The organism is Aquipseudomonas ullengensis (assembly GCF_014174475.1).
Lineage (GTDB): Bacteria > Pseudomonadota > Gammaproteobacteria > Pseudomonadales > Pseudomonadaceae > Aquipseudomonas > Aquipseudomonas ullengensis.
Genome location: NZ_JACJUD010000006.1, coordinates 300,520 through 324,981, shown reverse-complemented (window position 1 = coordinate 324,981; position 24,462 = coordinate 300,520). Strand labels below are relative to the sequence as shown.

The 24,462-nt window shown below is 63.0% G+C and carries 18 protein-coding genes; 11 read left to right on the top strand and 7 right to left on the bottom strand.

Annotation, left to right across the window (positions count from 1 at the left end; all coding sequences use genetic code 11):
- Nucleotides 1–107 precede the first annotated feature (107 nt).
- Nucleotides 108–1,292, top strand: coding sequence for a delta-9 fatty acid desaturase DesA (gene desA / locus H3H51_RS18270; RefSeq protein WP_183090499.1), 1,185 nt, complete (start codon nucleotides 108–110; stop codon nucleotides 1,290–1,292).
- Between the two features lie 186 nt (nucleotides 1,293–1,478).
- Nucleotides 1,479–2,795 (top strand): methyl-accepting chemotaxis protein, encoded by a 1,317-nt coding sequence (locus tag H3H51_RS21335; RefSeq protein ID WP_183090498.1) that lies wholly within the window; start codon nucleotides 1,479–1,481, stop codon nucleotides 2,793–2,795.
- 361 nt (nucleotides 2,796–3,156) lie between these two features.
- On the opposite strand, the gene aguA is transcribed toward H3H51_RS21335, so the two are convergent.
- The 5 genes from aguA to H3H51_RS18240 all read right to left on the bottom strand — a co-directional run bounded on the left by aguA (nucleotide 3,157) and on the right by H3H51_RS18240 (nucleotide 8,928).
- Entirely contained in the window at nucleotides 3,157–4,263 is a 1,107-nt protein-coding gene (gene aguA / locus H3H51_RS18260; protein WP_183090497.1) for an agmatine deiminase, read from the bottom strand.
- A 102-nt stretch (nucleotides 4,264–4,365) separates the two neighbouring features.
- A complete protein-coding gene (gene aguB, locus H3H51_RS18255) occupies nucleotides 4,366–5,244 on the bottom strand; it encodes an N-carbamoylputrescine amidase (protein WP_183090496.1) in 879 nt (292 codons plus the stop codon).
- Nucleotides 5,245–5,439: 195 nt separating this feature from the next.
- Nucleotides 5,440–6,081, bottom strand: coding sequence for a TetR/AcrR family transcriptional regulator (locus H3H51_RS18250; RefSeq protein WP_183090495.1), 642 nt, complete (start codon nucleotides 6,079–6,081; stop codon nucleotides 5,440–5,442).
- 242 nt (nucleotides 6,082–6,323) lie between these two features.
- Nucleotides 6,324–7,415: a polyamine ABC transporter substrate-binding protein gene (locus H3H51_RS18245; RefSeq protein ID WP_183090494.1), complete on the bottom strand. Its 1,092-nt coding sequence runs from the start codon at nucleotides 7,413–7,415 to the stop codon at nucleotides 6,324–6,326.
- 133 nt (nucleotides 7,416–7,548) lie between these two features.
- Nucleotides 7,549–8,928, bottom strand: coding sequence for a glutamine synthetase family protein (locus H3H51_RS18240; RefSeq protein WP_183090493.1), 1,380 nt, complete (start codon nucleotides 8,926–8,928; stop codon nucleotides 7,549–7,551).
- Between the two features lie 277 nt (nucleotides 8,929–9,205).
- On the opposite strand from H3H51_RS18240, the gene H3H51_RS18235 reads away from it, so the two are divergent.
- The 8 genes from H3H51_RS18235 to H3H51_RS18200 all read left to right on the top strand — a co-directional run bounded on the left by H3H51_RS18235 (nucleotide 9,206) and on the right by H3H51_RS18200 (nucleotide 18,455).
- The gene (locus tag H3H51_RS18235; protein ID WP_183090492.1) at nucleotides 9,206–9,958 is read left to right on the top strand and encodes a gamma-glutamyl-gamma-aminobutyrate hydrolase family protein; all 753 of its coding nucleotides are present in this window, start codon (nucleotides 9,206–9,208) and stop codon (nucleotides 9,956–9,958) included.
- A gap of 88 nt (nucleotides 9,959–10,046) precedes the next feature.
- Nucleotides 10,047–11,405 (top strand): glutamine synthetase family protein, encoded by a 1,359-nt coding sequence (locus H3H51_RS18230; RefSeq protein WP_183090491.1) that lies wholly within the window; start codon nucleotides 10,047–10,049, stop codon nucleotides 11,403–11,405.
- Nucleotides 11,406–11,467: 62 nt separating this feature from the next.
- Complete coding sequence (locus H3H51_RS18225; RefSeq protein WP_183090490.1) at nucleotides 11,468–12,841, top strand: aspartate aminotransferase family protein; 1,374 nt, start codon at nucleotides 11,468–11,470, stop codon at nucleotides 12,839–12,841.
- Nucleotides 12,842–12,962: 121 nt separating this feature from the next.
- Complete coding sequence (locus tag H3H51_RS18220; protein ID WP_183090489.1) at nucleotides 12,963–14,063, top strand: polyamine ABC transporter substrate-binding protein; 1,101 nt, start codon at nucleotides 12,963–12,965, stop codon at nucleotides 14,061–14,063.
- A gap of 216 nt (nucleotides 14,064–14,279) precedes the next feature.
- On the top strand, nucleotides 14,280–15,374 hold the full coding sequence (locus H3H51_RS18215; protein ID WP_183090488.1) for a polyamine ABC transporter substrate-binding protein: 1,095 nt from the start codon (nucleotides 14,280–14,282) through the stop codon (nucleotides 15,372–15,374).
- A gap of 143 nt (nucleotides 15,375–15,517) precedes the next feature.
- On the top strand, nucleotides 15,518–16,672 hold the full coding sequence (potA, locus tag H3H51_RS18210; RefSeq protein ID WP_183090487.1) for a polyamine ABC transporter ATP-binding protein: 1,155 nt from the start codon (nucleotides 15,518–15,520) through the stop codon (nucleotides 16,670–16,672).
- Nucleotides 16,669–17,577 (top strand): ABC transporter permease subunit, encoded by a 909-nt coding sequence (locus H3H51_RS18205; RefSeq protein WP_407926517.1) that lies wholly within the window; start codon nucleotides 16,669–16,671, stop codon nucleotides 17,575–17,577. Before potA ends, H3H51_RS18205 begins: the two co-directional genes overlap by 4 nt.
- Nucleotides 17,574–18,455, top strand: a complete 882-nt coding sequence (locus tag H3H51_RS18200) for an ABC transporter permease subunit (RefSeq protein ID WP_183090486.1) — start codon at nucleotides 17,574–17,576, stop codon at nucleotides 18,453–18,455. The genes H3H51_RS18205 and H3H51_RS18200 overlap by 4 nt, the downstream gene beginning before the upstream one ends.
- A gap of 131 nt (nucleotides 18,456–18,586) precedes the next feature.
- On the opposite strand, the gene H3H51_RS18195 is transcribed toward H3H51_RS18200, so the two are convergent.
- On the bottom strand, nucleotides 18,587–20,968 hold the full coding sequence (locus tag H3H51_RS18195; RefSeq protein WP_183090485.1) for a penicillin acylase family protein: 2,382 nt from the start codon (nucleotides 20,966–20,968) through the stop codon (nucleotides 18,587–18,589).
- 107 nt (nucleotides 20,969–21,075) lie between these two features.
- Between H3H51_RS18195 and H3H51_RS18190 the strand changes: the two genes are divergently transcribed.
- A complete protein-coding gene (locus tag H3H51_RS18190) occupies nucleotides 21,076–22,125 on the top strand; it encodes an AraC family transcriptional regulator (protein ID WP_183090484.1) in 1,050 nt (349 codons plus the stop codon).
- A gap of 54 nt (nucleotides 22,126–22,179) precedes the next feature.
- Here H3H51_RS18190 and ptsP read toward each other — a convergent pair whose 3' ends face one another.
- Nucleotides 22,180–24,459: a phosphoenolpyruvate--protein phosphotransferase gene (gene ptsP / locus H3H51_RS18185; RefSeq protein ID WP_183090483.1), complete on the bottom strand. Its 2,280-nt coding sequence runs from the start codon at nucleotides 24,457–24,459 to the stop codon at nucleotides 22,180–22,182.
- Between the last annotated feature and the right edge of the window lie 3 nt (nucleotides 24,460–24,462).

The following is a 24,462-nucleotide window of genomic DNA, read 5'->3' as shown; positions in this document are numbered from 1 at the left end:
GTAAGCTCAACCCAACACTGTGCTGGTTTTATCCGGGCGCATAAGGATAATGCCCATGGGTCCGTGGTTCGGGCCGGCGTCTACATCCCTGCGAGGCAACACCATCCATGTGGTACAACGGCTTACTCGATCTGTCGGTCTGGCAACTCATCGCCGTGACCCTGGTGATTACCCATATCACCATCGTCAGCGTCACCGTCTATCTGCACCGTTACTCGGCGCACCGCTCGCTGGAGCTGCATCCGGCACTCAAGCACTTCTTCCGTTTCTGGCTGTGGATGACCACCGGCCAGAACACCCGCGAGTGGACCGCCATCCACCGCAAGCATCACGCCAAATGCGAAACCGTCGATGACCCGCACAGTCCGGTGATCAAAGGTCTGGGCACCGTGCTGCGTACCGGCGCCGAGCTCTACCAGCAGGAAGCCAAGAACCAGGACACCCTGCGCATCTACGGCAAGAACTGCCCGGAAGACTGGGTTGAACGCAACGTCTACAGCCGTTTTCCCATGGGCGGCATCATTGCCATGGCAGTGATCGACCTGGCCCTGTTCGGCGTGCTCGGCATGACCGTCTGGGCGATCCAGATGATGTGGATTCCGGTATGGGCGGCGGGCGTGATCAACGGCCTCGGCCATGCCGTCGGTTACCGCAACTTCGAATGCCGCGACGCCGCCACCAACCTGGTGCCGTGGGGCATCCTGATTGGCGGTGAAGAGCTGCACAACAACCACCACACCTACCCCAACAGCGCCAAGCTGTCGGTGAAGAAGTGGGAATTCGACATGGGCTGGGCCTGGATCCAACTGTTCAGCTTCCTGCGTATGGCCAAGGTGCAGCGCGTGGCGCCGATTGCCCACCGCGTGGAAGGCAAGGGCCACCTGGACATGGACACCGCCATGGCCATCCTCAACAACCGTTTCCAGATCATGGCGCAGTACCGCAAGCTGGTCATCGCACCGCTGGTCAAACAGGAACTGGCCAAGGCCGACGAGTCGGTCCGCCATCAGTTCCGCCGCGCCAAGCGTCTGTTGTCGCGCGAAACCAGCCTGCTCGACGAAACGCACCATGCGCGTATCGCCGCCATGCTCGAGCAGAGCCAGGCGCTCAAGGTGATCTACGAGAAGCGCATCGCCCTGCAGCAGATCTGGGTCAAGACCAGCAGCAATGGCCACGACATGCTCGAAGCCATCAAGCAGTGGGTGCACGAGGCCGAAGCCAGCGGCATCCAGTCGCTGCGCGAGTTTGCCGAACAGCTGAAAAGCTATTCGCTGCGCCCCGCCAACGCCTGAGTCCCTGCGTTGTGAAAAAGCCCGCCATTTGGCGGGCTTTTTCGTTTCTAGGGGGTGGAGTATTCGACTGAAAAATATCGCCCGAGGTGGTTAAAGGGACTTTTTTAGCCGCCGATAGGCTTGGACATATCGCGCAATATTTTCCCGCCTATGCTCAACCTGTTTTCTCATGGATCAGAGGTGCTTATGTTCGGTTCCGGTCTTCGCAGCGAGTTGCAGCAGTGTCAGGCCCAGCTGGCCTCTAACCAGCAAACGCTGGGCGCCATCCGACAAACCATGGCGCTGATCGAGTTCACCCCGCAGGGCGAGATTCTCGACGCCAATGAACCGTTCCTGGCGACCGTGGGCTATCGATTGGATGAGTTGCGCGGCCAGCACCATCGCCTGTTCTGCTCCAAGGAACTGCTGGCCAGCCCGGCCTACGGCCAGTTCTGGCAACGCCTGGCCAGTGGCGAGAGCTTCAGCGACCGCTTCATGCGCGTGGCCAAGGGCGGCCGCGAGATCTGGCTGGAGGCCAGCTACCTGCCGGTGCGTGATACCAGCGGGCGGGTTGCCAAGGTGATCAAGGTGGCCACCGACATCACCGCCCAAGTGCATGCCGAGCATCAGCACGAGAGTTTGCTCAACGCGATCAACCGCTCCATGGCGGTGATCGAGTTCAATCCCAAGGGCGAGGTGGTCACCGCCAACGACAACTTCCTGCAGACCATGGGTTATCGCCTGGAGGAAGTTCGCGGCAAGCACCACAGTCTGTTCTGCGACCGCGAGGAAGCCAGCAGCGAGGCTTACCGGCGCTTTTGGCAGCGCCTCAACCAGGGCGAGTTCATCTCCGACCGCTTCAAGCGCATCGCCAAGTCCGGCCAGGTGGTGTGGCTGCGCGCCACGTACAACCCGCTGTATGACGCCAGCGGTGTGCTGTATGGCGTGGTCAAGTTCGCCAGTGACATCACCTCCCAGGTCGAACACCGCGATGCGGAAGCCGCCGCTGCACAACTGGCCTTCGCCAGTGCGCGGGAAACCGACTCCAGCGCGGTCAGGGGCGCTGGTACGGTCGATGAGGCGGTGCAGGTGGTGCGCGGCATCGCCAGCGAGTTGGGCCAGGTGGCCGACAAGGTCGGCGCGCTCAGCGAGCAGTCCGAACGCATCAGCAGCATCGTCCAGGTGATTCGCGGGATTGCCGAGCAGACCAACCTGCTGGCGCTCAACGCCGCCATCGAAGCGGCGCGCGCTGGTGAGCAGGGTCGCGGTTTTGCCGTGGTTGCCGATGAGGTGCGCAACCTCGCCGCCCGCACCAGCCAGGCCACGGTGGAGATCAACGACGTGGTGCGCCTCAACCACGAACTGGCCCAGCAGGCGGTCAGCGGCATGGATGGCAGCAAGACCAAAGCCGAGCAGGGCGTGGAGCTGGTCAACCGCGCGGGTGCAGTGATGCAGGAAATCCGCAGTGAGGCGCAGCGCGTGGTGGATGCCATTGGCCAGTTCACCGAAGCCATGCAGGACTGAGCAACGCGCGGGCAGAACCCTCTCCCTCTTGGGGAGAGGGCAGGGTGAGGGGGCGGTGCTTCAGGTTGGTGAAGGGCTGCATGGAGCGAGACGTCGCCCCTCACCCCAACCCTCTCCCCGGAGGGGAGAGGGAGCAGGATGTGCAGATCGGGAAGATCGCCCGTGGTTGAGGTGCGTTGGAAGCAGGCCAGACCGCTGCTCAAGTGAACAGCATTACGCCGATTGGCGAGCTCTGCTCGCGAAGCTCTCACCCGGCCAGGATTCGCGAGCAGAGCTCACTCCTACCCCAGCAAAACGCCGCGATTCCTTTGGGGAATCGCGGCGTTTTTTCGCCAATTGGCGGGCTTTTTCGTTACAGCGATCAGCCCCGTTGCGGAGCCGGCTGCTGCTGGGTGATGCAGTGAATATTGCCGCCGCCGAGCAGGATCTCGCGGCCGGGGACCATCACCACGCGGTGCTCGGGGAACACGCGCTGGAGGATGGCGCGGGCTTCCTCGTCCTTGGCGTCGTCGAAGCTCGGCGCGACGATGCCGCCGTTGACGATCAGGAAGTTGACGTAGGAACCGGCCAGGCGCACCTCGGGGCTGCGCTCCTGGCTGCCGGCAACCAGGTCGACGTCCGCGCACTCAGCCGCGGTGGCGTGGATCGGCCCGGGAATCGGCATCTTGTGCACGACGAGCTGACGACCCTTGGCGTCCCGCGCGCTTTCCAGTACGCGCATGGCGGCCTGGCAACGTGGGTAGTTGGGGTCGTTGACATCGTCGGTCCAGGCCAGCAGCACTTCGCCGGGGCGCACGTAGCAGCAGAAGTTGTCGACGTGGCCGTCGGTCTCGTCGTTGAACAGGCCGTCCGGCAGCCAGATCACCGTGTCGATGGCCAGGTGTTCGTTCAGCACGCTCTCGATCTGCTCGCGGGTCAGGTGCGGGTTGCGGTTGCGGTTGAGCAGGCATTCCTCGGTGGTGATCAGGGTGCCTTCGCCGTCGACGTGGATCGAACCGCCTTCGAGCACGAAGTCCTCGGTGCGGTAGCGGTCGCAGCGCTCGATCTCGAGGATCTTGCTGGCCACCTGGTCGTCGCGGTTCCACGGTGAGTAGAGGCCGCCATCGAAGCCGCCCCAGGCATTGAAGGCCCAGTCCACGCCGCGTACGTCACCGGCGTTGTTGGTGACGAAGGTCGGGCCGGTGTCGCGCACCCAGGCGTCGTCGGTGCTGATCTCGACCAGGCGGATGTTGCTGTGCTCGAGGCGCGCGCGGGCATTTTCATACTGGCCGGCAGAGACGCAAATGGTCACCGGCTCGAATTCGGCGATGGCGCGGGCCACGGCGCTGAAGGCGGCCTGTGCCGGCTTGCCACCGAGGCGCCAGTTGTCCGGGCGCTCCGGCCAGACCATCCAGGTCTGGCTATGGGGTGCCCACTCGGCCGGCATGCGGAAGCCATCGGCGCGTGGAGTGCTGGTCAGTGTGGTCATCGGGTTTACCTATCTAATGTGCGGCTTGTGTAGGAGCCAGCTTGCTGGCGATCACGCGTCCTGAGTGGAGCGATCACCAGCAAGCTGGCTCCTACAGGTGCGTCAGGATTCCAGGGTGCCGTCGAGGGTTTTCAACGGGCTGTACAGGTTCGGGCGGCGGTCGCGGAAGCTGCCCCAGGCGCTACGGATGTGTTCCAGCTGGTCGAGGTCGAAGCTGTGCACCAGCACGCCTTCCTCGGTTTCACCCAGCTCTTCGACTTTCTCGCCGAACTGGTTGGCGATGAACGAGGAGCCGTAGAAGTTGATGTGGTAGCCGTCCTGGTCTTCGCGACCGATACGGTTGGACGCTACCAGCGGCATCAGGTTGGCGCCAGCGTGACCTTGCTGCACGCGCTGCCAGTGGTCGCGCGAGCTGATGGTCGGGTCATGCGGCTCGGTGCCGATGGCGGTCGGGTAGAAGAGGATTTCCGCACCGAGCAGGGCCATGCTGCGCGCGCACTCGGGGAACCACTGGTCCCAGCAGATGCCCACGCCGATCTTGGCGTAGCGGGTGTTCCACACCTTGAAGCCGGTGTCGCCCGGGTTGAAGTAGTACTTCTCATGGTAGCCAGGGCCGTCCGGGATGTGGCTCTTGCGGTACACGCCGAGGTTTTTGCCGTCGGCGTCGATGATCGCGATGCTGTTGAAGCGCGCGCGCCCGGCCTGCTCGAAGAAGCTGATCGGCAGCACCACTTGCAGTTCCTTGGCGATTTTTTGGAAGTGCAGGATGGCCGGATTTTCCTCGGTCGGAGTGGCCAGCTGCAGGTAGTCGGGGTTGGGCTTCTGGCAGAAGTACGGGGTCTCGAACAGCTCCTGGATCAGGATGATCTGCGCGCCCTTGGCAGCGGCTTCGCGCACCAGTTTCTCGGCAGTGGCGATATTCGCGGCACTGTCCCAGGAACAGGCCATCTGGGTGGCGGCGATAGTAACGATACGCGACATGGAACACCTCGCAGGAGCATGTGAGAGGGCCTTCTGACACTAGCAGAGACCCATGACGATGCCGTGGCTCGAACAGTAGTTCGGCGGCGGATGTCCAATTTATATCCGATAAAAATCGGCTTTGGAAGGTAATAAGTCTGAATTTAAGGAATTTATTCGATCTATATCGAATAAATATCCGGATAAGTCTTTGGGTTAGTTCGCGGGTTGAGGCCGCTTGGGCAGGCCGACTGGCAGGTAGAGGCCCACGTAGGCATCGAAGACGCGCATGCCTTCTTCGGCCATGCGCGGGGTGATTTCGCCGTGCAGCTGCACCGAGCGGGCGTAGACGCGATCACCCAGCTCCATGGCCAGGGCGAACACATCGACATCGTCCGGCAGCTGCGGCAGGGGGAAGTGGCGTTCGAACAGGGCCTGCATCAGGCGCCCCAGTTCGAGGTCGTGCTGGCGGTCGGCCTGAACCACTTCCGACAGCCCGTGCTGGGCCAGGATCAACTGGCGCGCGGCATTGTCACTGGCGTAGATCGCCAGCATGCGCTCTTCGATGATGCGCGAGAGGTCGCGCCAGTCGTGCAGTTTGTCGTGAGCCACCGGCTGCTGCAGGCAGGCGCGGAAGGCGGCATGGATGTCTGCGGTCAGCGCTTCGAGCAGGGCCGGCACGCTGGCGAAGAAGTGATAGACGGAAGACGGCGGGATGGCGGCGCGCTCGGCCACGCTGTAGATCGACAGGCCGCTGAAACCCTGTTCGCTGAGCAGCTCGCGCGCGGCATCGAGGATCACCGTGATGCGTGCTTGGCTGCTGGCGCGGGGTTTTCGTGATGGGGCGGTGCGCGTCATGCCGATCTCCTGTCCGTGGCTGGCGCTATTGGACGCCAGACGGGCAGGGGAGGCAAGGTGTGTTGGGCAGTAGCGTGCGGTGTGTGCTCGGGGAGCGGAGCCTGGGCAAAATCGCGTGGTATCCATTTTCCGTCGCTCCCGCGAAGGCGGGAGCCCAGGTGTTGCCGGTTTTCTGGATTCCCGCCTGCGCGGGAATGACGGTGTTCCCAGAGACTGCTACTCAAAAAATCGTAAACAGGCTCTCAGGGCGCGTTCTTGACCAGTTGCTGGCCCGCCGGCTTGCCGTCGCGGAATTCCTCCCAGACCGCATCGCGGGTGCTGGTCAGCTTGTCCGGCAGGGTGTCGAGGGCGGCCAGGCGGCGCTTGGTATCGCGATCCGGGTACAGGCCAGGCTGCTCGCGCAGCTCGGGGGCGAGGAATTCGCGGGCGTCGGCATTGCCGTTGGGGTAGAGGGTTTCGGTGGTGATCTGCGCGGCCACCTTGGGCTGCATCAGGAAGTCGATGAAGCGGTGGGCGAGGTCGGCGCGGCGTGCGCTGCTGGGGATCACCAGGTTGTCGATGAACAGCACCGAGCCTTCCTGCGGCACCACGAAACGCACCGGCTGGCCGGCTTGCGCGGCAGCCAGGGCATCACCGACCCAGGCCACGGCGACGCACAGGTCGCCCTTGTTGAGATCCTCGATGTAGCGCTCGCTGTCGACGTAGCGCAGGTTCGGGCGCAGCGCATCGAGCACCTTGCCGGCGCGGCGGATGCGCCCTGGTGAACTGTGGGCGTAGCTGTTGCCCTGGTAATTCATCAGCACCGAAATCAGCTCGTCGGGGGCGTCCAGTACGCTGATCCCGCAGCCGGCCAGCTTGGCGCTCTGCGCCGGATCGAACAGCAGGCTCCAGCTGTCGCTGAGCGGCGCGCCCATGGCGGCTTCGGCTTTCGGGGTGTTGATCGCCAGGCCGACGGCGCCCCACAGATAGGGCACGGCGTGGCGGTTCTGCGGGTCGACGGCGGCCAGCTTGCTCAGCAACTGCTTGTCCAGGTGCGAGCGGTTGGGCAGGCGGGCGAAGTCCAGTGGCTGCAGGGCGCCTTCCCTGATCAGCCGTGGCAGGTCGTTGTGCGAGGGCACCGCGATATCGATGTTCTCGCCGCTCTTCAGTGCCTTGTCCAGCTCTTCGGCGGAGCTGTAGGTGTGGTAATCGACCTCGATGCCGGTGGCCTTGGTGAAGTCGGCCAGCACCTGCGGGGCGATGTAGTCATTCCAGTTGTAGACGCGAATGGTATCCGCCGCCGCAGCGAGGCCCGGGGCGAGTACCAGCAACAGTGGAGCAAGACAGCGAAACATGACGACCTCCTTGGTGTGATGTTGCCGTGCAGGCACGGCTCGCTAACTGCGCTGTTAGAGCAACGCAGTCGGCAATAAAACGCTGGCAGTAGATAAAACAACGCCGGCTGAATAGCCGGCGTTGGGATGGCGCTTATACGGTATGCAAGTACCAGTTGTATTCGAGGTCGGAGATGGTGGTCTCGAACTCTTCCAGCTCAGCTTCCTTACAGGCGACGAAGATGTCGATGTAGTCGGGGCTGATGTACTTGTTCAGCACTTCGCTGTCGTCCAGCTCGCGCAGGGCGTCGCGCAGGTTGTTCGGCAGGCTCTGTTCCAGCTGCTCGTACGAGTTGCCTTCGATCGGCTCGCCCGGCTCGACCTTGTTGGTCAGGCCATGGTGAATGCCGGCCAGAATGGCGGACATCATCAGGTACGGATTGGCATCGGCACCGGCCACGCGGTGCTCGATGCGCACCGAGTCCGGGCTGCCGTTGGGGACGCGGACGGCCACGGTACGGTTGTCGATACCCCAGCTCGGCGCGTTGGGCACATAGAACTGTGCGCCGAAGCGGCGGTACGAGTTGACGTTGGGGCAGAGGAAAGCCATCGATGCGGGCATGGTCTCCAGGACACCGCCGATCGCGTGACGCAGAGCGGCGTTCTCCAGGGGATCATCGGTGGTGAAGATGTTCTTGCCGGTGGTCTTGTCGAGCAGCGAAATGTGCACGTGCAGACCGTTACCTGCCTGGCCCGGGTAGGGCTTGGCCATGAAGGTGGTGTCCATCTCATGGTCGTAGGCGATGTTCTTGATCAGGCGCTTGAGCAGCAGGGCGTAGTCGCAGGCCTTGATCGCGTCGTTGGTGTGGTGCAGGTTGACTTCGAACTGCGCCGGGGCGCTTTCCTTGACGATGGCATCGGCCGGGATGTCTTGTTCCTTGGCCGCTTCCAGCATGTCCTGCAGGCAGTCGACGTATTCGTCGAGGTCGTCGATCAGGTACACCTGGGTAGAAATCGGGCGTTTACCGGACAGTGGCGAGCGCGGCGGCTGCGGGCGGCCGTTCACGTTCTCCTGGTCGATCAGGTAGAACTCCAGCTCGAAGGCGGCGCAGATGGTCAGGTTCATTTCGTCGAACTTGGCCACTACCTGGCGCAGCACTTCACGCGGGTCGGCGAAGAACGGGCGGCCATCGAGTTCGTGCATGGTCATCAGCAGTTGCGCGGTAGGGCGCTTCTGCCAGGGCTCGTTGCACAGGGTATTGGGAATCGGGAAACAGATGCGGTCAGCGTCGCCGATGTCCAGGCCAAGGCCGGAGCTTTCGACAGTGGAACCGTTGATATCGAGGGCAAATAGAGAAGCGGGCAGGTTGATGCCCTTTTCGTACACTTTATGCAGGCTGTTGCGGTCGATGCGCTTGCCGCGCACCACGCCGTTCATGTCTGCAATAAGAAGGTCGACGAACAGGACCTCAGGATGTTCCTTAAGGAACGCGTTCGCTTCGTTGAGCTGAACGGCACGCGGGGGTACCGACATGATGCAACACCTTTTTTGTTAAAAATTTCAATCATGCAATCGCACGACTGTGAGTCAATCTCAAACACCCATTGCTGTCAATAGCCGCTCATTTTGCCCTAAAGTGGGGCTCAATGGCCAGTTTTGGGGCATTTCAGGGCAATTGGACCGGCTGGTCAGCCTCGCCCCGCCTGATGCTCAGTGGTCTGTGTTCAATTTTTTACAGCCCTATTGTGTAAAAAAATGAACAAGGCTAATCTCGGCCTCAACCTCATAACAGCAATAAAACAGGTGTTCCATGTCGCGCCTGCCGTTAATCGGCGTTACCGCCTGCACCAAGCAGATCGGTCTGCATTCCTGGCATATCGCGGGCGACAAGTATCTGCGTGCTGTCGTCGTCGGAGCAGGTGGCTTGCCACTGGTGATTCCGGCGCTGGCCGACCTGATCGATCAGCCCAGCCTGTTGGCGAGTCTCGATGGACTGTTGTTCACCGGCTCTCCCTCCAATGTCGAACCTCATCATTATAGTGGCCCTGCCAGCGACGCCGGCACGGCGCACGACCCTGCGCGCGACCAGACCACTTTGCCGCTGATTCGCAAAGCCGTCGAGGCCGGTATCCCGGTGCTTGGCATCTGCCGCGGCTTCCAGGAAATGAACGTAGCCTTTGGTGGCAGCCTGCATCAGAAGGTGCAGGAAGTCCCGGGCATGATGGACCACCGCGAGCCTGGCGATGAGCCGGTCGAGGTGCAATATGCCCCCCGCCACACCGTGCGTGTGCAAGCGGGCGGGGTGCTCGACGGCCTCGGCATGCCGGACGAGATTAAAGTCAATTCCATTCATGGCCAGGGCGTTCAGCGTCTGGCGCCGGGCCTTCGCGTAGAAGCACTGGCGCCTGACGGGTTGGTTGAAGCCTTCTCTGTCGAAGGTGCGCCTAGCTTCGCGCTCGGGGTGCAATGGCACCCGGAGTGGCAGGTGCGCTCCAACCCGAATTATCTCGCCATCTTCCAGGCCTTTGGTGAGGCTTGCAGGAAGAGGGTGAGGCAACGCTGAGTAGGTGAGGCAACCGGCAGGCGGAACTGGGAGGTTTCGCTAGGCTTTACCGGTCCGCAGAAGCCGCTCTACCAACCCTGAGGTCTTTATGACTAGCAAGCTCGACCAGCTCACCAGCTGGCTGAAAGAACGCAAAATCACCGAAGTTGAATGCATGATCAGCGACCTTACCGGCATTGCCCGCGGTAAGATCTCGCCGACCAACAAGTTCCTCGACGAAAAAGGCATGCGCCTCCCCGAGAGTGTGCTGCTGCAGACCGTGACCGGCGACTACGTCGAGGACGACATCTATTACGAGCTCCTCGACGAGGCGGACATCGATATGTTCTGCCGTCCCGACGAGAACGCCGTCTTCCTGGTGCCCTGGGCCATCGAGCCCACTGCGATGGTGATTCACGACACCTTCGACAAGCAGGGCAACCCGATCGAGCTGTCGCCGCGCAACATCCTCAAGAACATCCTCAAGCTCTACGCCGACAAGGGCTGGAAGCCGATCGTCGCGCCGGAGATGGAGTTCTACCTGACCAAGCGCAACAGCGACCCGGACTTCCCGCTGGTGGCGCCGATGGGCCGCTCCGGTCGCCCGGAAGTGGGTCGCCAGTCGTTCTCGATCGACGCGGCCAACGAATTCGATCCGCTGTTCGAAGACGTCTACGACTGGTGCGAGCTGCAGACCCTGGACCTCGACACGCTGATCCACGAAGACGGCCCGGCGCAGATGGAAATCAACTTCCGTCACGGCGATGCCCTGCACCTGGCCGACCAGATCACCGTGTTCAAGCGCACCATGCGCGAGGCCGCGCTGAAGCATGACGTGGCGGCCACCTTCATGGCCAAGCCGATCACCGATCAGCCGGGCAGCGCCATGCACATCCACCAGAGTGTGGTGGACGCGAAGACGGGTAAGAACATCTTCTCCAACGAAGACGGGACCATGAGTGAATTGTTCCTGCACCACATCGGTGGCCTGCAGAAATACATTCCCGAGGTGTTGCCGCTGTTCGCGCCGAACGTCAACTCGTTCCGTCGCTTCCTGCCGGATACCTCGGCACCGGTGAACGTCGAGTGGGGCGAAGAAAACCGCACCGTGGGTCTGCGTGTACCGGAAGCCGGGCCGCAGAACCGCCGCGTGGAAAACCGCCTGGCCGGTGCCGACGCCAACCCGTACCTGGTGCTGGCTGCTTCCTTGCTGTGTGGCTACATCGGCATGGTCGAAGGCATCAAGCCGAGCGCGCCGGTCAAAGGACGTGGCTACGAGCGCCGCAACCTGGCCCTGCCGGTCACCATCGAAAGCGCCCTGGAGCGGATGGAAGCCTGCAAGGACGCCGAGAAGTACCTGGGTGCGAAATTCGTCCGCGGCTATGTCGCGGTGAAACGTGCCGAGCATGAAAACTTTAAGCGGGTGATCAGCTCCTGGGAACGCGAGTTCCTGCTGCTCTCCGTCTGATGGGAAAGGGGCCGGGCTTTGCCGCCCGGCCCCCGACCTAATGCGTAATACAGAGGTGATGTATGACTAACCAAGTAAACAACCCGAAAACCCGCGAATGGCAGGCCATGAGCCGCGACCACCATCTCGCGCCGTTCAGCGACTACCAGCAGCTGCACGAGAAGGGGCCGCGCATTGTCACCAAGGCGGACGGTGTTTACCTGTGGGACAGTGAAGGCAACAAGATTCTCGACGGCATGGCCGGCCTGTGGTGCGTAGCGATTGGCTACGGTCGCGAGGAACTGGTCCAGGCGGCGAGCAAACAGATGCGTGAACTGCCGTTCTACAACACCTTCTTCCAGACCGCGCATCCGCCGGTGCTGGAACTGGCGAAGGCGATTGCCGACGTCGCGCCGCAAGGCATGAATCACGTGTTCTTCACCGGCTCCGGTTCGGAAGGCAACGACACCATGCTGCGCATGGTTCGCCATTACTGGGCGCTGAAGGGCAAACCAAGCAAGAAAGTCATCATCAGCCGGCACAACGGCTACCACGGTTCCACCGTGGCCGGTGCCAGCCTGGGTGGCATGAAGTACATGCACGAGCAGGGCGACCTGCCGATTCCGGGCATCGTGCACATCCCGCAACCGTACTGGTTCGGTGAAGGTGGCGACATGACGCCAGAGGCCTTCGGCGTGTGGGCCGCAGACCAGCTGGAGAAGAAGATCCTCGAAGTCGGCGAAGAGAACGTCGCGGCCTTTATCGCCGAGCCGATCCAGGGCGCCGGCGGTGTGATCATCCCGCCGGACACCTACTGGCCGCGTATCCGCGAGATCCTCGCCAAGTACGACATCCTGTTCGTGGCTGACGAAGTGATCTGTGGCTTCGGCCGCACTGGCGAGTGGTTTGGTAGCGATTACCTGGGTAACAAGCCGGACCTGATGACCATCGCCAAGGGCCTGACCTCCGGTTATGTGCCGATGGGTGGCCTGATTGTCAGCGACAAGGTGTTCCAGGTCATCAACGAAGGCGGTGATTTCAACCACGGCTTCACCTACTCCGGGCACCCGGTTGCAGCAGCCGTCGGCCTGGAAAACCTGCGCATCCTGCGCGATGAAAAGATCATCGAGCGGGTCAAAGCAGAAACGGCACCGTATTTGCAGAAGCGTCTACGTGAGCTGGCGGATCATCCGCTGGTGGGCGAAGTCCGCGGTGTGGGCATGCTCGGCGCCATCGAACTGGCGAAGGACAAGCAAACCCGCGAGCGTTTTCCGAGCGAGCTGGGCGTCGGCATGACCTGCCGCAGCCACTGCTTCGACAATGGACTGATCATGCGCGCCGTTGGCGACACCATGATCATCGCGCCACCGCTGGTGATCAGCAAAGCCGAGATTGATGAACTGGTGGAGAAGGCGCGCAAGTGCCTAGATCTGACCGCACGCGCGGTACTGGGCTGAGGCTTGAGCGATTAGCCAGACCTTGCCAGACTGCGCAGTGCGTTGGCCAGGCTCACCGGAGGGTGCGTCGCTTAGGTGGCGCAGCCCCGGATACTTCAAATGACAAATGGAGCTTACCCGCATGATCAAGACCTTCGGTAAAACACTGCTTGCCATGACCCTGGCGGGTGCCGTAGCCGGCATGGCGCAGGCCGACAGCAAGGTGCTGCACGTATACAACTGGTCGGACTACATCGCGCCGGAAACGGTCGAGAAGTTCACCAAGGAAACCGGCATCAAGGTCGTCTATGACGTCTTCGACTCCAACGAGACCCTCGAAGCCAAGCTCCTGGCCGGCAAATCCGGTTACGACATCGTGGTGCCGTCGAACAACTTCCTGGCCAAGCAGATCAAGGCTGGTGTTTACCAGCCGCTGGACAAGTCCAAGCTGCCGAACTGGAAGAACCTCAACACCGACCTGATGAAGACCCTGGAAGTCAGCGACCCGGGTAACCAGTACGCGTTCCCCTACATGTGGGGCTCGATCGGCATCGGTTTCAACCCGGAGAAGGTCAAGGCCGTACTGGGCGCCGACGCGCCGGTCGACTCCTGGGACCTGCTGTTCAAGCCGGAAAACATCGAGAAGCTGAAGGCTTGCGGTGTGTCGTTCCTCGACTCGCCGACCGAGATTCTGCCGATCGCCCTGCACTACCTGGGCTACAGCCCGGTCAGCCAGGACCCGAAAGAGCTCAAGGAAGCCGAGGCGCTGTTCCTCAAGATCCGTCCGTACGTGACCTACTTCCACAGCTCCAAGTACATCGGCGACCTGGCCAACGGCAACATCTGCGTAGCAGTTGGCTACTCGGGTGACGTGTACCAGGCCAAGTCCCGCGCCGAAGAAGCCAAAGGTGGCGTGACCGTTGCCTACAACATTCCGAAAGAGGGTGCCGGTACCTTCTTCGACATGATCGCCATGCCGAAGGACGCCGAAAACACCGAAGCCGCCTACGCCTTCATGAACTTCCTGATGAAGCCGGAAGTGATGGCCGAGATCACCAACTTCGTGCAGTTCCCCAACGGCAACGCGGCGGCTACCTCGCTGGTTGACGAGGCGATCCGCAACGACCCGGGCATCTACCCGAGCGAAGCGACCATGGCCAAGCTGTATGCCTTCCCGGATCTGCCGGCCAAGGTGCAGCGCACCATGACCCGCAGCTGGACGACTATCAAGTCCGGTAAATAACAACAGCGACACCCTCCGGCGGGTGCTCCCGCCGGAGCCCCGCAGGAGGTTCCATGCGCCACAGCCACTCTGTCTGCCGTTACACACGAGCCCCACACAGCTCCGTGCGCGGGCGGCTGGACGACGGTTAGGTTGGCCGCAGGACCGACAGCTACTTTTCCCACAAACCTTGGCCGCGGTGCGGCTTGCAAGATCAACAAGAAAGAGGATCAACGTGTGCGAATTCCCTTCCGCAAAACCCTGATCAGCCTTGCGGCAACCCTGGGCGTGGTCTGCGCGGCCCAGGCCGAGCCGATCGTGCATATCTACAACTGGACCGACTACATCGGTGAAACCACCCTGGCCGATTTCAAGAAGGCCACGGGCATCGAGCCGGGGTACGACGTCTTCGACTCCAACGAAACTCTCGAAGGCAAGCTGCTGGCAGGCCGCAGCGGCTACGACATCGTGGTGCCGTCCAACCATTTCCTCGGCAAGCAGATCAAGGCGGGCGCTTTCCAGAAGCTTGACCGTTCGCTGCTGCCCAACTGGCAGAACCTCGACCCGGCGCTGCTCAAGCAGCTCGACGTCAACGACCCGGGCAACCAGTATTCCGTCCCCTACCTGTGGGGCACCAACGGCATCGGCTACAACGTCGAGAAGGTCAAAGCCGTGCTCGGTATCGACAAGATCGACTCCTGGGCCGTGCTCTTCGAGCCGGAAAACCTGAAGAAACTCACCAGCTGCGGCGTGGCCTTCATGGACTCGCCAGACGAGATGTTCCCGGCAGTGCTCAACTACATGGGCCTCGACCCGCGCAGCACCAACCCGGATGACTACACCAAGGCCGAAGCCAAGCTGCTGGCCATGCGTCCTTACGTCACCTACTTTCACTCCTCGAAGTACGTAGCCGACCTGGCCAACGGCGATGTCTGCGTGGCCTTCGGCTACTCGGGCGACGTATTCCAGGCCGCTGCACGTGCCGAAGAAGCCGGCAAGGGCATCGAGATCGCCTACAGCATTCCCAAGGAAGGCGCCAACCTGTGGTTCGACATGCTGGCCATCCCGGCTGACGCGAAGAACGTCAAGGAAGCTCACGCCTTCATCAACTACCTGCTCGAGCCGGCCGTGATTGCCAAGGTCAGCGACTACGTCGGTTACGCCAACCCCAACCCCAAGGCGAGCGAGCTGATGGACCAGGAAGTGCGTAACGATCCGTCGGTCTACCCATCGCAGGCGGTATTGGACAAACTTTACGTCTCGACCGAGTTGCCGCCGAAGATCATGCGTCAGATGACTCGCTCCTGGAGCAAGATCAAGTCGGGCAAGTAAGCGACACACCTACCACTGTGCCTGGTCGGTCCTGCCATTACGCGACGCGAGTCGCTGGCCGGCCACTGGCACGGGATCGCTGCGCCCGGCGCAGCCGTTTTAATGTTCGGGTCTTGTGACCCAATTTTCCGGGAGTTTTGGAAATGGCAGTCGCCTCCAGCGCCTACAAGAAAGCCCTAGAGGGCAACCAGCAGCCGAAAGAAGTGCTGGTCAAAATCGATCGCGTCACCAAGAAGTTCGATGAGACCATCGCCGTCGACGACGTTTCGCTGACCATCAACAAGGGTGAAATCTTCGCCCTGCTCGGTGGCTCCGGCTCGGGCAAGTCGACCCTGCTGCGCATGCTCGCCGGCTTCGAGCGCCCCACCGAAGGGCGCATCCTGCTCGATGGCGTGGACATCACCGACATGCCGCCCTACGAGCGGCCGATCAACATGATGTTCCAGTCCTACGCGCTGTTCCCGCACATGACCGTGGCGCAGAACATCGCCTTCGGCCTGCAACAGGACAAGATGCCCAAGGCCGAGATCGAAGCCCGCGTGGCCGAGATGCTCAAGCTGGTGCACATGACCCAGTACGCCAAGCGCAAGCCGCATCAGCTGTCCGGTGGCCAGCGTCAGCGCGTGGCCCTGGCCCGTTCGCTGGCCAAGAGCCCGAAGCTGCTGCTGCTTGATGAGCCGATGGGTGCTTTGGACAAGAAGCTGCGTTCGCAGATGCAGCTTGAGCTTGTCGAGATCATCGAGCGCGTCGGCGTGACCTGCGTCATGGTGACCCACGACCAGGAAGAGGCCATGACCATGGCCCAGCGCATTTCCATCATGCACCTCGGCTGGATCGCCCAGACCGGTAGCCCGGTGGACATCTACGAGACCCCGGCGAGCCGCCTGGTCTGTGAATTCATCGGCAACGTCAACCTGTTCGATGGGCAGATCACCACTGACGAAACCGACCACGCGGTGATCGACTGCCCGCAGCTGGACAAGCCGATCTACATCGGCCACGGCGTCAGCACCCGCGCCGAGAACAAGTCGGTCAGCTATGCCCTGCGTCCGGAAAAGCTGCTGATGGCCACCGAGCTGCCAGCCGACCACGAGCACGCCAACTACAACTGGAGCAAAGGCCACGTACACGACATCGCCTACCTCGGCGGCCATTCGGTGTACTACGTCAAACTGACTTCCGGCCAGGTCGTGCAGTGCTTCATCGCCAACGCCGAGCGCCGCGGCAAGCGTCCGACCTGGGACGATTCGGTTGTCGTGTACTGGGAAGATGACAGCGGCGTGGTACTGCAAGCATGAAAATCCACAAACTGAAAAGATACTTGCCGAGGGGGCGGCACGCCGTCATTGGCATCCCCTTCGTTTGGCTGTTCCTGTTCTTCCTGCTGCCGTTCTTCATCGTTCTGAAGATCAGCTTCGCCGAAGCAGACGTGGCCATCCCGCCGTACACGGAAATCTACACCTGGGCGGAAAACCAGCTGTCGATCGTGCTCAACCTGGGCAACTACGTCTTCCTCACCGAAGATGAGCTGTACCTGGCGGCCTACTTGGGCTCGCTGAAGATGGCCTTCATCAGCACCCTGATGTGCCTGCTGATCGGCTATCCAATGGCCTACGCCATCGCCCGCGCCAGCAAGGAAGCGCAGACCACCCTGCTGCTGCTGATCATGATGCCGACCTGGACCGCGATCCTGATCCGCGTCTATGCCTGGATGGGCATCCTCAGCAACAACGGCCTGCTCAACTCCTTCCTGATGTGGCTGGGCGTGCTCAACGAGCCGCTGCAGATCCTCAACACCAACCTGGCGGTGTACATCGGTATCGTTTACTCGTACCTGCCGTTCATGGTGCTGCCGCTCTACGCCAACCTGGTCAAGCACGACATGAGCCTGCTGGAAGCGGCTTCGGACCTCGGTTCGAGCAACTTCAACAACTTCTGGAAGATCACCGTACCGCTGTCGAAGAACGGCATCATTGCCGGCGCCATGCTGGTGTTCATTCCGGCGGTGGGCGAGTTCGTCATCCCGGAACTGCTCGGCGGCCCCGAGACGCTGATGATCGGCAAGGTGCTGTGGCAAGAGTTCTTCAACAACCGTGACTGGCCGGTGGCGTCCGCCCTGGCGGTGGTGATGCTGGCGATCCTGATGGTGCCGATCATCCTGTTCAACAAGAACCAGGCCAAAGAGCTGGAGGGCAAGGTATGAACAAGCGCTTCAGTTTCTCCACGATGATGCTGTGGCTCGGCCTGACCTTCATTTACGCGCCGATGCTGATTCTGGTCATCTACTCGTTCAACGCCTCCAAGCTGGTAACGGTGTGGGGCGGCTGGTCGGTGAAGTGGTATGTCGGCCTGCTCGACAACAACCAACTGATGGGCTCGGTGGTGCGCTCCCTGGAAATCGCCTGCTACACGGCGATTGCCGCGGTGGCGCTGGGTACCCTGGCGGCCTTCGTGCTGACCCGTATCTCGCGCTTCAAGGGTCGCACCCTGTTCGGTGGCCTGGTCACCGCGCCGCTGGTGATGCCGGAAGTGATCACCGGTCTGTCGCTGCTGCTGCTGTTCGTGGCCATGGCCCAACTGATCGGCTGGCCGCAGGAACGCGGCATCCTGACCATCTGGATCGCCCACACCACATTCTGTTCCGCCTATGTGGCGGTGGTGGTATCGGCGCGTCTGCGTGAGCTGGACATGTCCATCGAAGAGGCGGCCATGGACCTCGGCGCCAAGCCGTGGAAGGTGTTCTTCCTGATCACCATTCCGATGATCGCGCCTTCGCTGGCGGCCGGCGGCATGATGTCCTTCGCCCTGTCGCTGGACGACCTGGTGCTGGCCAGCTTCGTCTCCGGCCCGGGTTCGACCACCCTGCCGATGGAAGTGTTCTCCGCTGTACGCCTGGGCGTTAAGCCGGAGATCAACGCCGTGGCCAGCCTGATCCTGCTGACCGTGTCGCTGTTCACCTTCGTTGCCTGGTACACCACCCGCCGTGCCGAAGAGCGCCGCAAACGCGCCATTCAGCAAGCGATGGAGTCGATGGCCGAGGAAGCCTCCAGTTCCAACTGGAAGCCGACCGCAGCCGCCTGATCGCCAGGCAGAAACGACAAAGGCCACCTTCGGGTGGCCTTTGTTTTTTCAGGGTTTGCTAAGCCTCTATCTGCGCTGGCGTAGGGTGGATAACGCGCAGCTTATCCACCGGCGGCCAGCACGTGAGCCGCTTATTTCACTGGGTTCAGCAGCAGCGTCTCATTGCTGTCGGCCTGCACTTCAGCTTGGTCGAACAGCATCGGCAGGTACTGGCCGCTGATATAGGCCTGGGCCTGGTCAGCGTAATGCTTGTCGAACGGCACGCCGCTCTGCCCGACCGGGTTGATACCCAGGCCGTGGGCGCCATCGGCGAGGTCGATCAGGCGCCGCGTCGACGGGCCGTAGACTACCGACCAGGGCGCCGGGCCGACGCGATGGGAGAGGTTGTTCGGCGTTTCGTGGCCGCCCGGTGCGGCGAATGGGCCGACATCGAACAGCAGGTTGAGCGGCTTCTGCTGGCTCAGCGGGTGGCTGTGGGTGAGCGTGTGGGCTTTGCCCCAGGCCCATTGGCTGCTGTCCGCGCCAAGGCTCTGGCGCAGGTGCGCGAGACTCGCCTGCCAGGCGGCCTTGACCGTTTCGGCGCGGGTTTCCACGGCGTCGCTGCCGCGCTTGTCCCACCACGGCGAGCGCGCATCGGCGGTCAGGCGCGGCAGGGCGCTGTCGAGTACGCGGGTCTGCAGCAGGCTGTCGAAGAAGGCATCGCCCAGTTCGTCGTGCATCGCCTGGTTGGCCAGCTCGTAGGTCAGTTGGTTGAACAGGGTGGCGGCGGTGGATTCCAGCGGGTGATTACCGTCCCAGTTCGCCAATTGCTCGACCAGGGCGCGCTCGGTTTCATCGGCGGCCGCGGCGCGCAGGTCATCGAGGATCGGCTTGAGCAGGCGCGGGCCATAGCCGGTGCCATCGTCCAGTTGCAGGGCCTGACTGTTGTGCACATCCCACTTCACGTCGGGCTGCGCCAGGCGCTCATTCAGCCGTGCACCGCGATCTGCCAGGTTGTAGTAGCCGGGAATCGCCGCGCCGCTGGGCGACTGCGGCTGGAAGTTGGCGGAGACGATGTAGCCGCGCTCGGGGTTCTCCTCCTGCGGGTTGGCGCTGAAAGGCAGGAAGCCGAGCTTGTCGGCCTGCTCGGTGCTGCCGTCGAGGATGAAATTCGGGTTGCTGCCCTGTGGGCGTTGCGGCAGCTTGGCGGCGGCCCACCAGCCGATGTCGCCGCCGGCATTGGCCCAGATCACGTTGAGGCCGGGGGCGTGGATCTTCTCGACGGCGGCGCGCGCCTTGCCCAGGCTGTCGGCGCGGTTGAGCTGGTAGAAGGCGTCGAGGATCGGGTTCTCGGTTTCCAGGAAGGCCCACCACATGGCGATCGGTGTCTTGCCAGCGGTAGCGCCGAGGGCACTGTTGATGATCGGCCCGTGGGGCGAGCGGCGCAGGGTCAGCTTGACCGGCTCGGCGCCCTTGACCTGGATGGTCTCTTCGCGGCTTTGCAGGTCGACCCACTTGCCGTGGTACCAGACTTGCTCGGGGTTGTCCGGGTTGACCTTCTCGGCGACCAGGTCGAGGTCGTCGTTCTGGAACATGGTCAGGCTCCAGGCGAACTGCTTGTTGTGGCCGAGCGAGGCATAGGGATTGAGCGCCTGGTGATGGCCGTACAGCTCGAAGCCCGGGTAGCTCAACTGCGCCTCGTACCACACCGCCGGTGCGGCAAAGCGGATATGCGGGTCACCCGCCAGCAGGGGCTTGCCGCTTGCAGTGCGGCTGCCGGAAACGGCCCAGGCGTTGCTGCCCTCGAACTGTGGCAGACCGGCTTCCACCAGCGCCTGCTGGCTGAGGTGGGCGAGGCTGTTGAGGTTCTTCCAGTCGTCGGCGCTGAGGCTTTGGGCGACGGCGCCGCCGGGGTGCCAGTCGAGGTCGAAGGCCTTGAGGTAGTTGCTGCCCAGCTCGTCACGCACATAGGTCAGCACCGGCTCGGTGCGGAAGGCGGCGGCGAAGCTGTACGCCATGTAGCCGGCCACCGAGACGGTGTCTTCGATGGTGAACGGCCGCTTGTGGATGCCCAGTAGATCGAACTCCACCGGCGCCGGGCGGCTGTCCTGGAACTGGTTGACGCCATCCAGGTAGGCCTGCAGGGCTTTCACCGCCGGGCTGTTGCGGTCGAAGGTCTTGGCGTAGCGGTCGGCATGCTCGCGGATGCCCAGGGTGCGGAACAGGCGGTCGGTATCGACCAGCTTGGCGCCCAGCACTTCGGCCAGCTCACCGCGCGCCAGGCGGCGCAGCATCTCCATCTGGAACAGACGATCCTGGGCGTGCACGAAGCCCAGGGCACGGTACATGTCGGCCTCGTTCTGCGCCTGGATATGCGGCACGCCGCGGCTGTCGTAGCGCACGCTCACCGGCGCCTGCAGGTTGAGCAGGGCCAGCTCGCCATCGCGGAGCGGGTTCTTGCTCTGGGCATACCAGGTGGCACCGGCGGCAACCGCGGCAACGGCCACGGCGAGAAGGGTCAGGCTGCGTTTCATGGGCGTTGCTCCTTGTTCTTGTGCCGCCATTCTGCGCAGGCGGTCAATAATCGGCATTGACCATTGACTCGCGCTCTGGAAATCTTCGGTCAATCCAAGGAGATTGCATGCCCAGCATCCACGGCGAATTCTGGCAGGCCGCGCCCCTGACCCACTCGGCCACCCTGCGGCGTTTGTTGTACGAGGCGCTGACCGAACTCGGCCGCGATCCGACCGAGATCTACCGCAGCACCAACCAGCATCGACGCCTGCCCGCGCCGCCGATTGACGGGCGCCTGAGCCATGACGAGGCGCCGCTGTTCTGGTCGGCCATGGACGGCCTGACCGGTGACCCGGACATCGGCCTGCACCTGGGCGAGGTGATGAAGCCACGCCTGCTCGATGTGGTGGGCTACCTGATGCTGGCCAGCCGCGACTTCGAGGAAGCGCTGCGCAGTTTCCTGCGTTTCCAGCACATCCTGGCAGGCGGCTTCAACGCTCAGCTCCAGGTCGACGGCGAGCAGGCGCGCCTGATCATCGACCTCAACTACCAGGGATTCGCCTCGCTGCGCCAGCAGATGGAGTGCCTGGCCATGCTGTTCCTCAAGTTGCTGCGTTTTATCAGCGACGACGAATTCCACCTGGCCGCCGTGCAATTCCGTCATCCCCGACCGCGGCGCCTGGGTGAGCACCGCCGCCTGCTCGGTGTACTGCCGGCATTCGCCTGCGCCCATGACGCACTGCTGTTCCCCGCCACGCTGCTCAAGCGCCCTTCGCGCACCGCCAATCCGACCTTGCACCGCCTGCTCTGGCAGCATGCCGAGGAGCAGTTGGCCGAGCTGGTGGAGAACGAGCTGCTCAACCGCCTGCGCTATCTGCTGGGGCTGCGCCTGGGGCAAGCGGATTGCTCGTTGCAGGCCTGTGCCGATGAATTGGGCTTGAGTGCCGGCGCCCTGCAGCGCGGGCTGACTGCCCAGGGCAGCAACCTGCGCCAGGTGCGTGAGGTGGTGCAGCAGGCCCGCGCCCATGAGCTGCTGCAGGGTGGCCAGTCGATCCGCGACGTGGCCCGCGCGTGTGGCTTCGCCGAGCTGTCGCCGTTTTACCGGGCCTTTCGCCGCTGGTACGGCATCACCCCGGAAGCCTATCGCGCCCGATTGCTCAAAACGGAAGACGGGTAAGGTTGCGCAGGCACCGCTGGCGCGCTGCCGGAGCTGCAGTGCGGCGAGCGGCAATCAGCTCTGGATGGTCGCCGCCGGATTGATCACCCGGCCCAGGCCGAGGTTGCGCAGGGCCAGGTTCAGGGTGCTGTGGATCACTTGCGGGTTGTCGATCTGCATCAGGTGGGCGAGCAGGTCGCGGGCCTTGGTCAGGCTGATCTGGCGTAGCAGCCATTTCACCTTGGGCAGGTTGGTGGCGTTCATCGACAGGCTGTCGAAGCCCATCGCCAACAGCAGCACGGCGGCTGCCGGGTCGCCAGCCATCTCGCCGCAGATGCTTACCGGTTTGCCTTCGGCATGGGCGCCGTCGACCACCAGTTTCAGCGCGTGCAGCACGGCTGGGTGGAGGAAGTCGTAAAGGTCGGCGACGCGCGGGTTGTTGCGGTCGACGGCCAGCAGGTATTGGGTCAGGTCGTTCGAGCCGACCGAGAGGAAGTCGACCTGGCGCGCCAGTTCGCGCACCTGATAGACCGCCGCGGGAATCTCGATCATCACGCCCACGGGCGGCAGGGGGATATCCACGCCTTCGTCACGTACCTCGCCCCAGGCGCGGTGGATCAGGTGCAGGGCTTCTTCCATCTCCTGCATGCCGGAAATCATCGGCAGGAGGATGCGCAGGTTGTTCAGGCCTTCGCTGGCCTTGAGCATGGCGCGCACCTGGACCAGGAAGATTTCCGGGTGGTCGAGGGTGATGCGGATACCGCGCCAGCCGAGGAAGGGGTTGTCTTCCTTGATCGGGAAATAGCTCAGTGCCTTGTCGCCGCCGATATCCAGGGTGCGCATGGTCACCGGCAGCGGGTGGAAGGCCGCCAACTGCTCGCGGTAGGTGGCCAGTTGTTCCTTCTCGCTGGGGAAGCGCTCGCCATTCATGAACGGCACTTCGGTGCGGTACAGGCCTACGCCCTCGGCACCGCGCTCCTGGGCGCGCTTCACGTCGGCCAGCAGGCCGGTGTTGACCCACAGCGGCATGCGCTGGCCGTCGAGGGTTTCGCAGGGCAGTTCGCGCAGGGCGTCGAGCCCCTGGGACAGCTGGCGTTCTTCCTCGACCACTTCGGCGTACTGCTTGCGCAGCAGCTCGCTGGGGTTGGTGAAGACTTCGCCGTGGTAGCCGTCGACGATCAGCTCGATGCCATCGACCTTGGAGTAGGGCAGGTCGACCACGCCCATGACCGTGGGAATGCCCATGGCGCGGGCAAGGATGGCGACGTGTGAGTTGCCCGAGCCCTGCACCGAGACCAGGCCGACCAGCTTGCCTTCCGGCACCTCGCCGAGCATGGCCGGTGACAGTTCCTCGCTGACCAGGATGGTGTTGTCCTGGTACACCAGATTCTGTTTGCGCTCTTCCTGCAGGTAGGCGAGCAGGCGGCGGCCGAGGTCACGCACGTCGGCGGCGCGTTCGCGCAGGTAGGCGTCGTCCATCAGTTCGAAGCGTTTGACGTGCTCGTTGACCACCTGGCGCAGCGCGCCCTGGGCCCACTGGCCGGTCTCGATCACCGTGCGCACTTCAAGGCCGAGGGCGGCGTCGTCGAGCATCATCAGGTAAACGTCGAACAGCGCGCGTTCTTCCTTGCGCAGCTGGGTGGCGAGTTTGGCGGACAGCGCGTGCATGTCGTCGCGCACCAGGCCCAGGGCCCTGCCGAACAGCTTCAGCTCGGCCTCGATGTCATCCACCGGTTTGTCCGGCACCACATCCAGATCGGCAGGTGGCAGCACCACCACGGCGCGGCCGACGGCAGCGCCCGGCGCACCCGGTACGCCGACGAAGCGGGCTTCCTGAATGCCCTTGCCCTGCTTGCCCAGGCCTCGGATCGAGCCGGTGGCTTCGGCGTGGGCGATGACCCCGGCGAGCTGCGCGCTCATGGTCACCAGGAAGGCTTCTTCACCTTCGTCGAACTGGCGGCGTTCCTTCTGCTGGACGACCAGCACGCCCATCACCCGACGGTGGTGGATGATCGGCGCGCCGAGGAAGGAGGCGTAGCGCTCTTCGCCGGTCTCCGGGAAGTAGCGGTAGCGGGGGTGTTCGGAGGCGTGTTCGAGGTTGAGCGGTTCTTCGCGGGTGCCCACCAGGCCGACCAGGCCCTCGTTGGGCGCCATGCTGACCTTGCCGATGGAGCGCTTGTTGAGGCCTTCGGTGGCCATCAGCACGAAGCGGTTGCTCTCGGGGTCGAGCAGGTAGACCGAGCAGACCTGGCTGCCCATGGATTCCTTGACCCGTTGCACAATAATCGTCAGCGCCGCCTTGAGATCCTTGGCGGCGTTTACTTCCTGGACGATCTTGCGCAGCGTGTTGAGCATGGC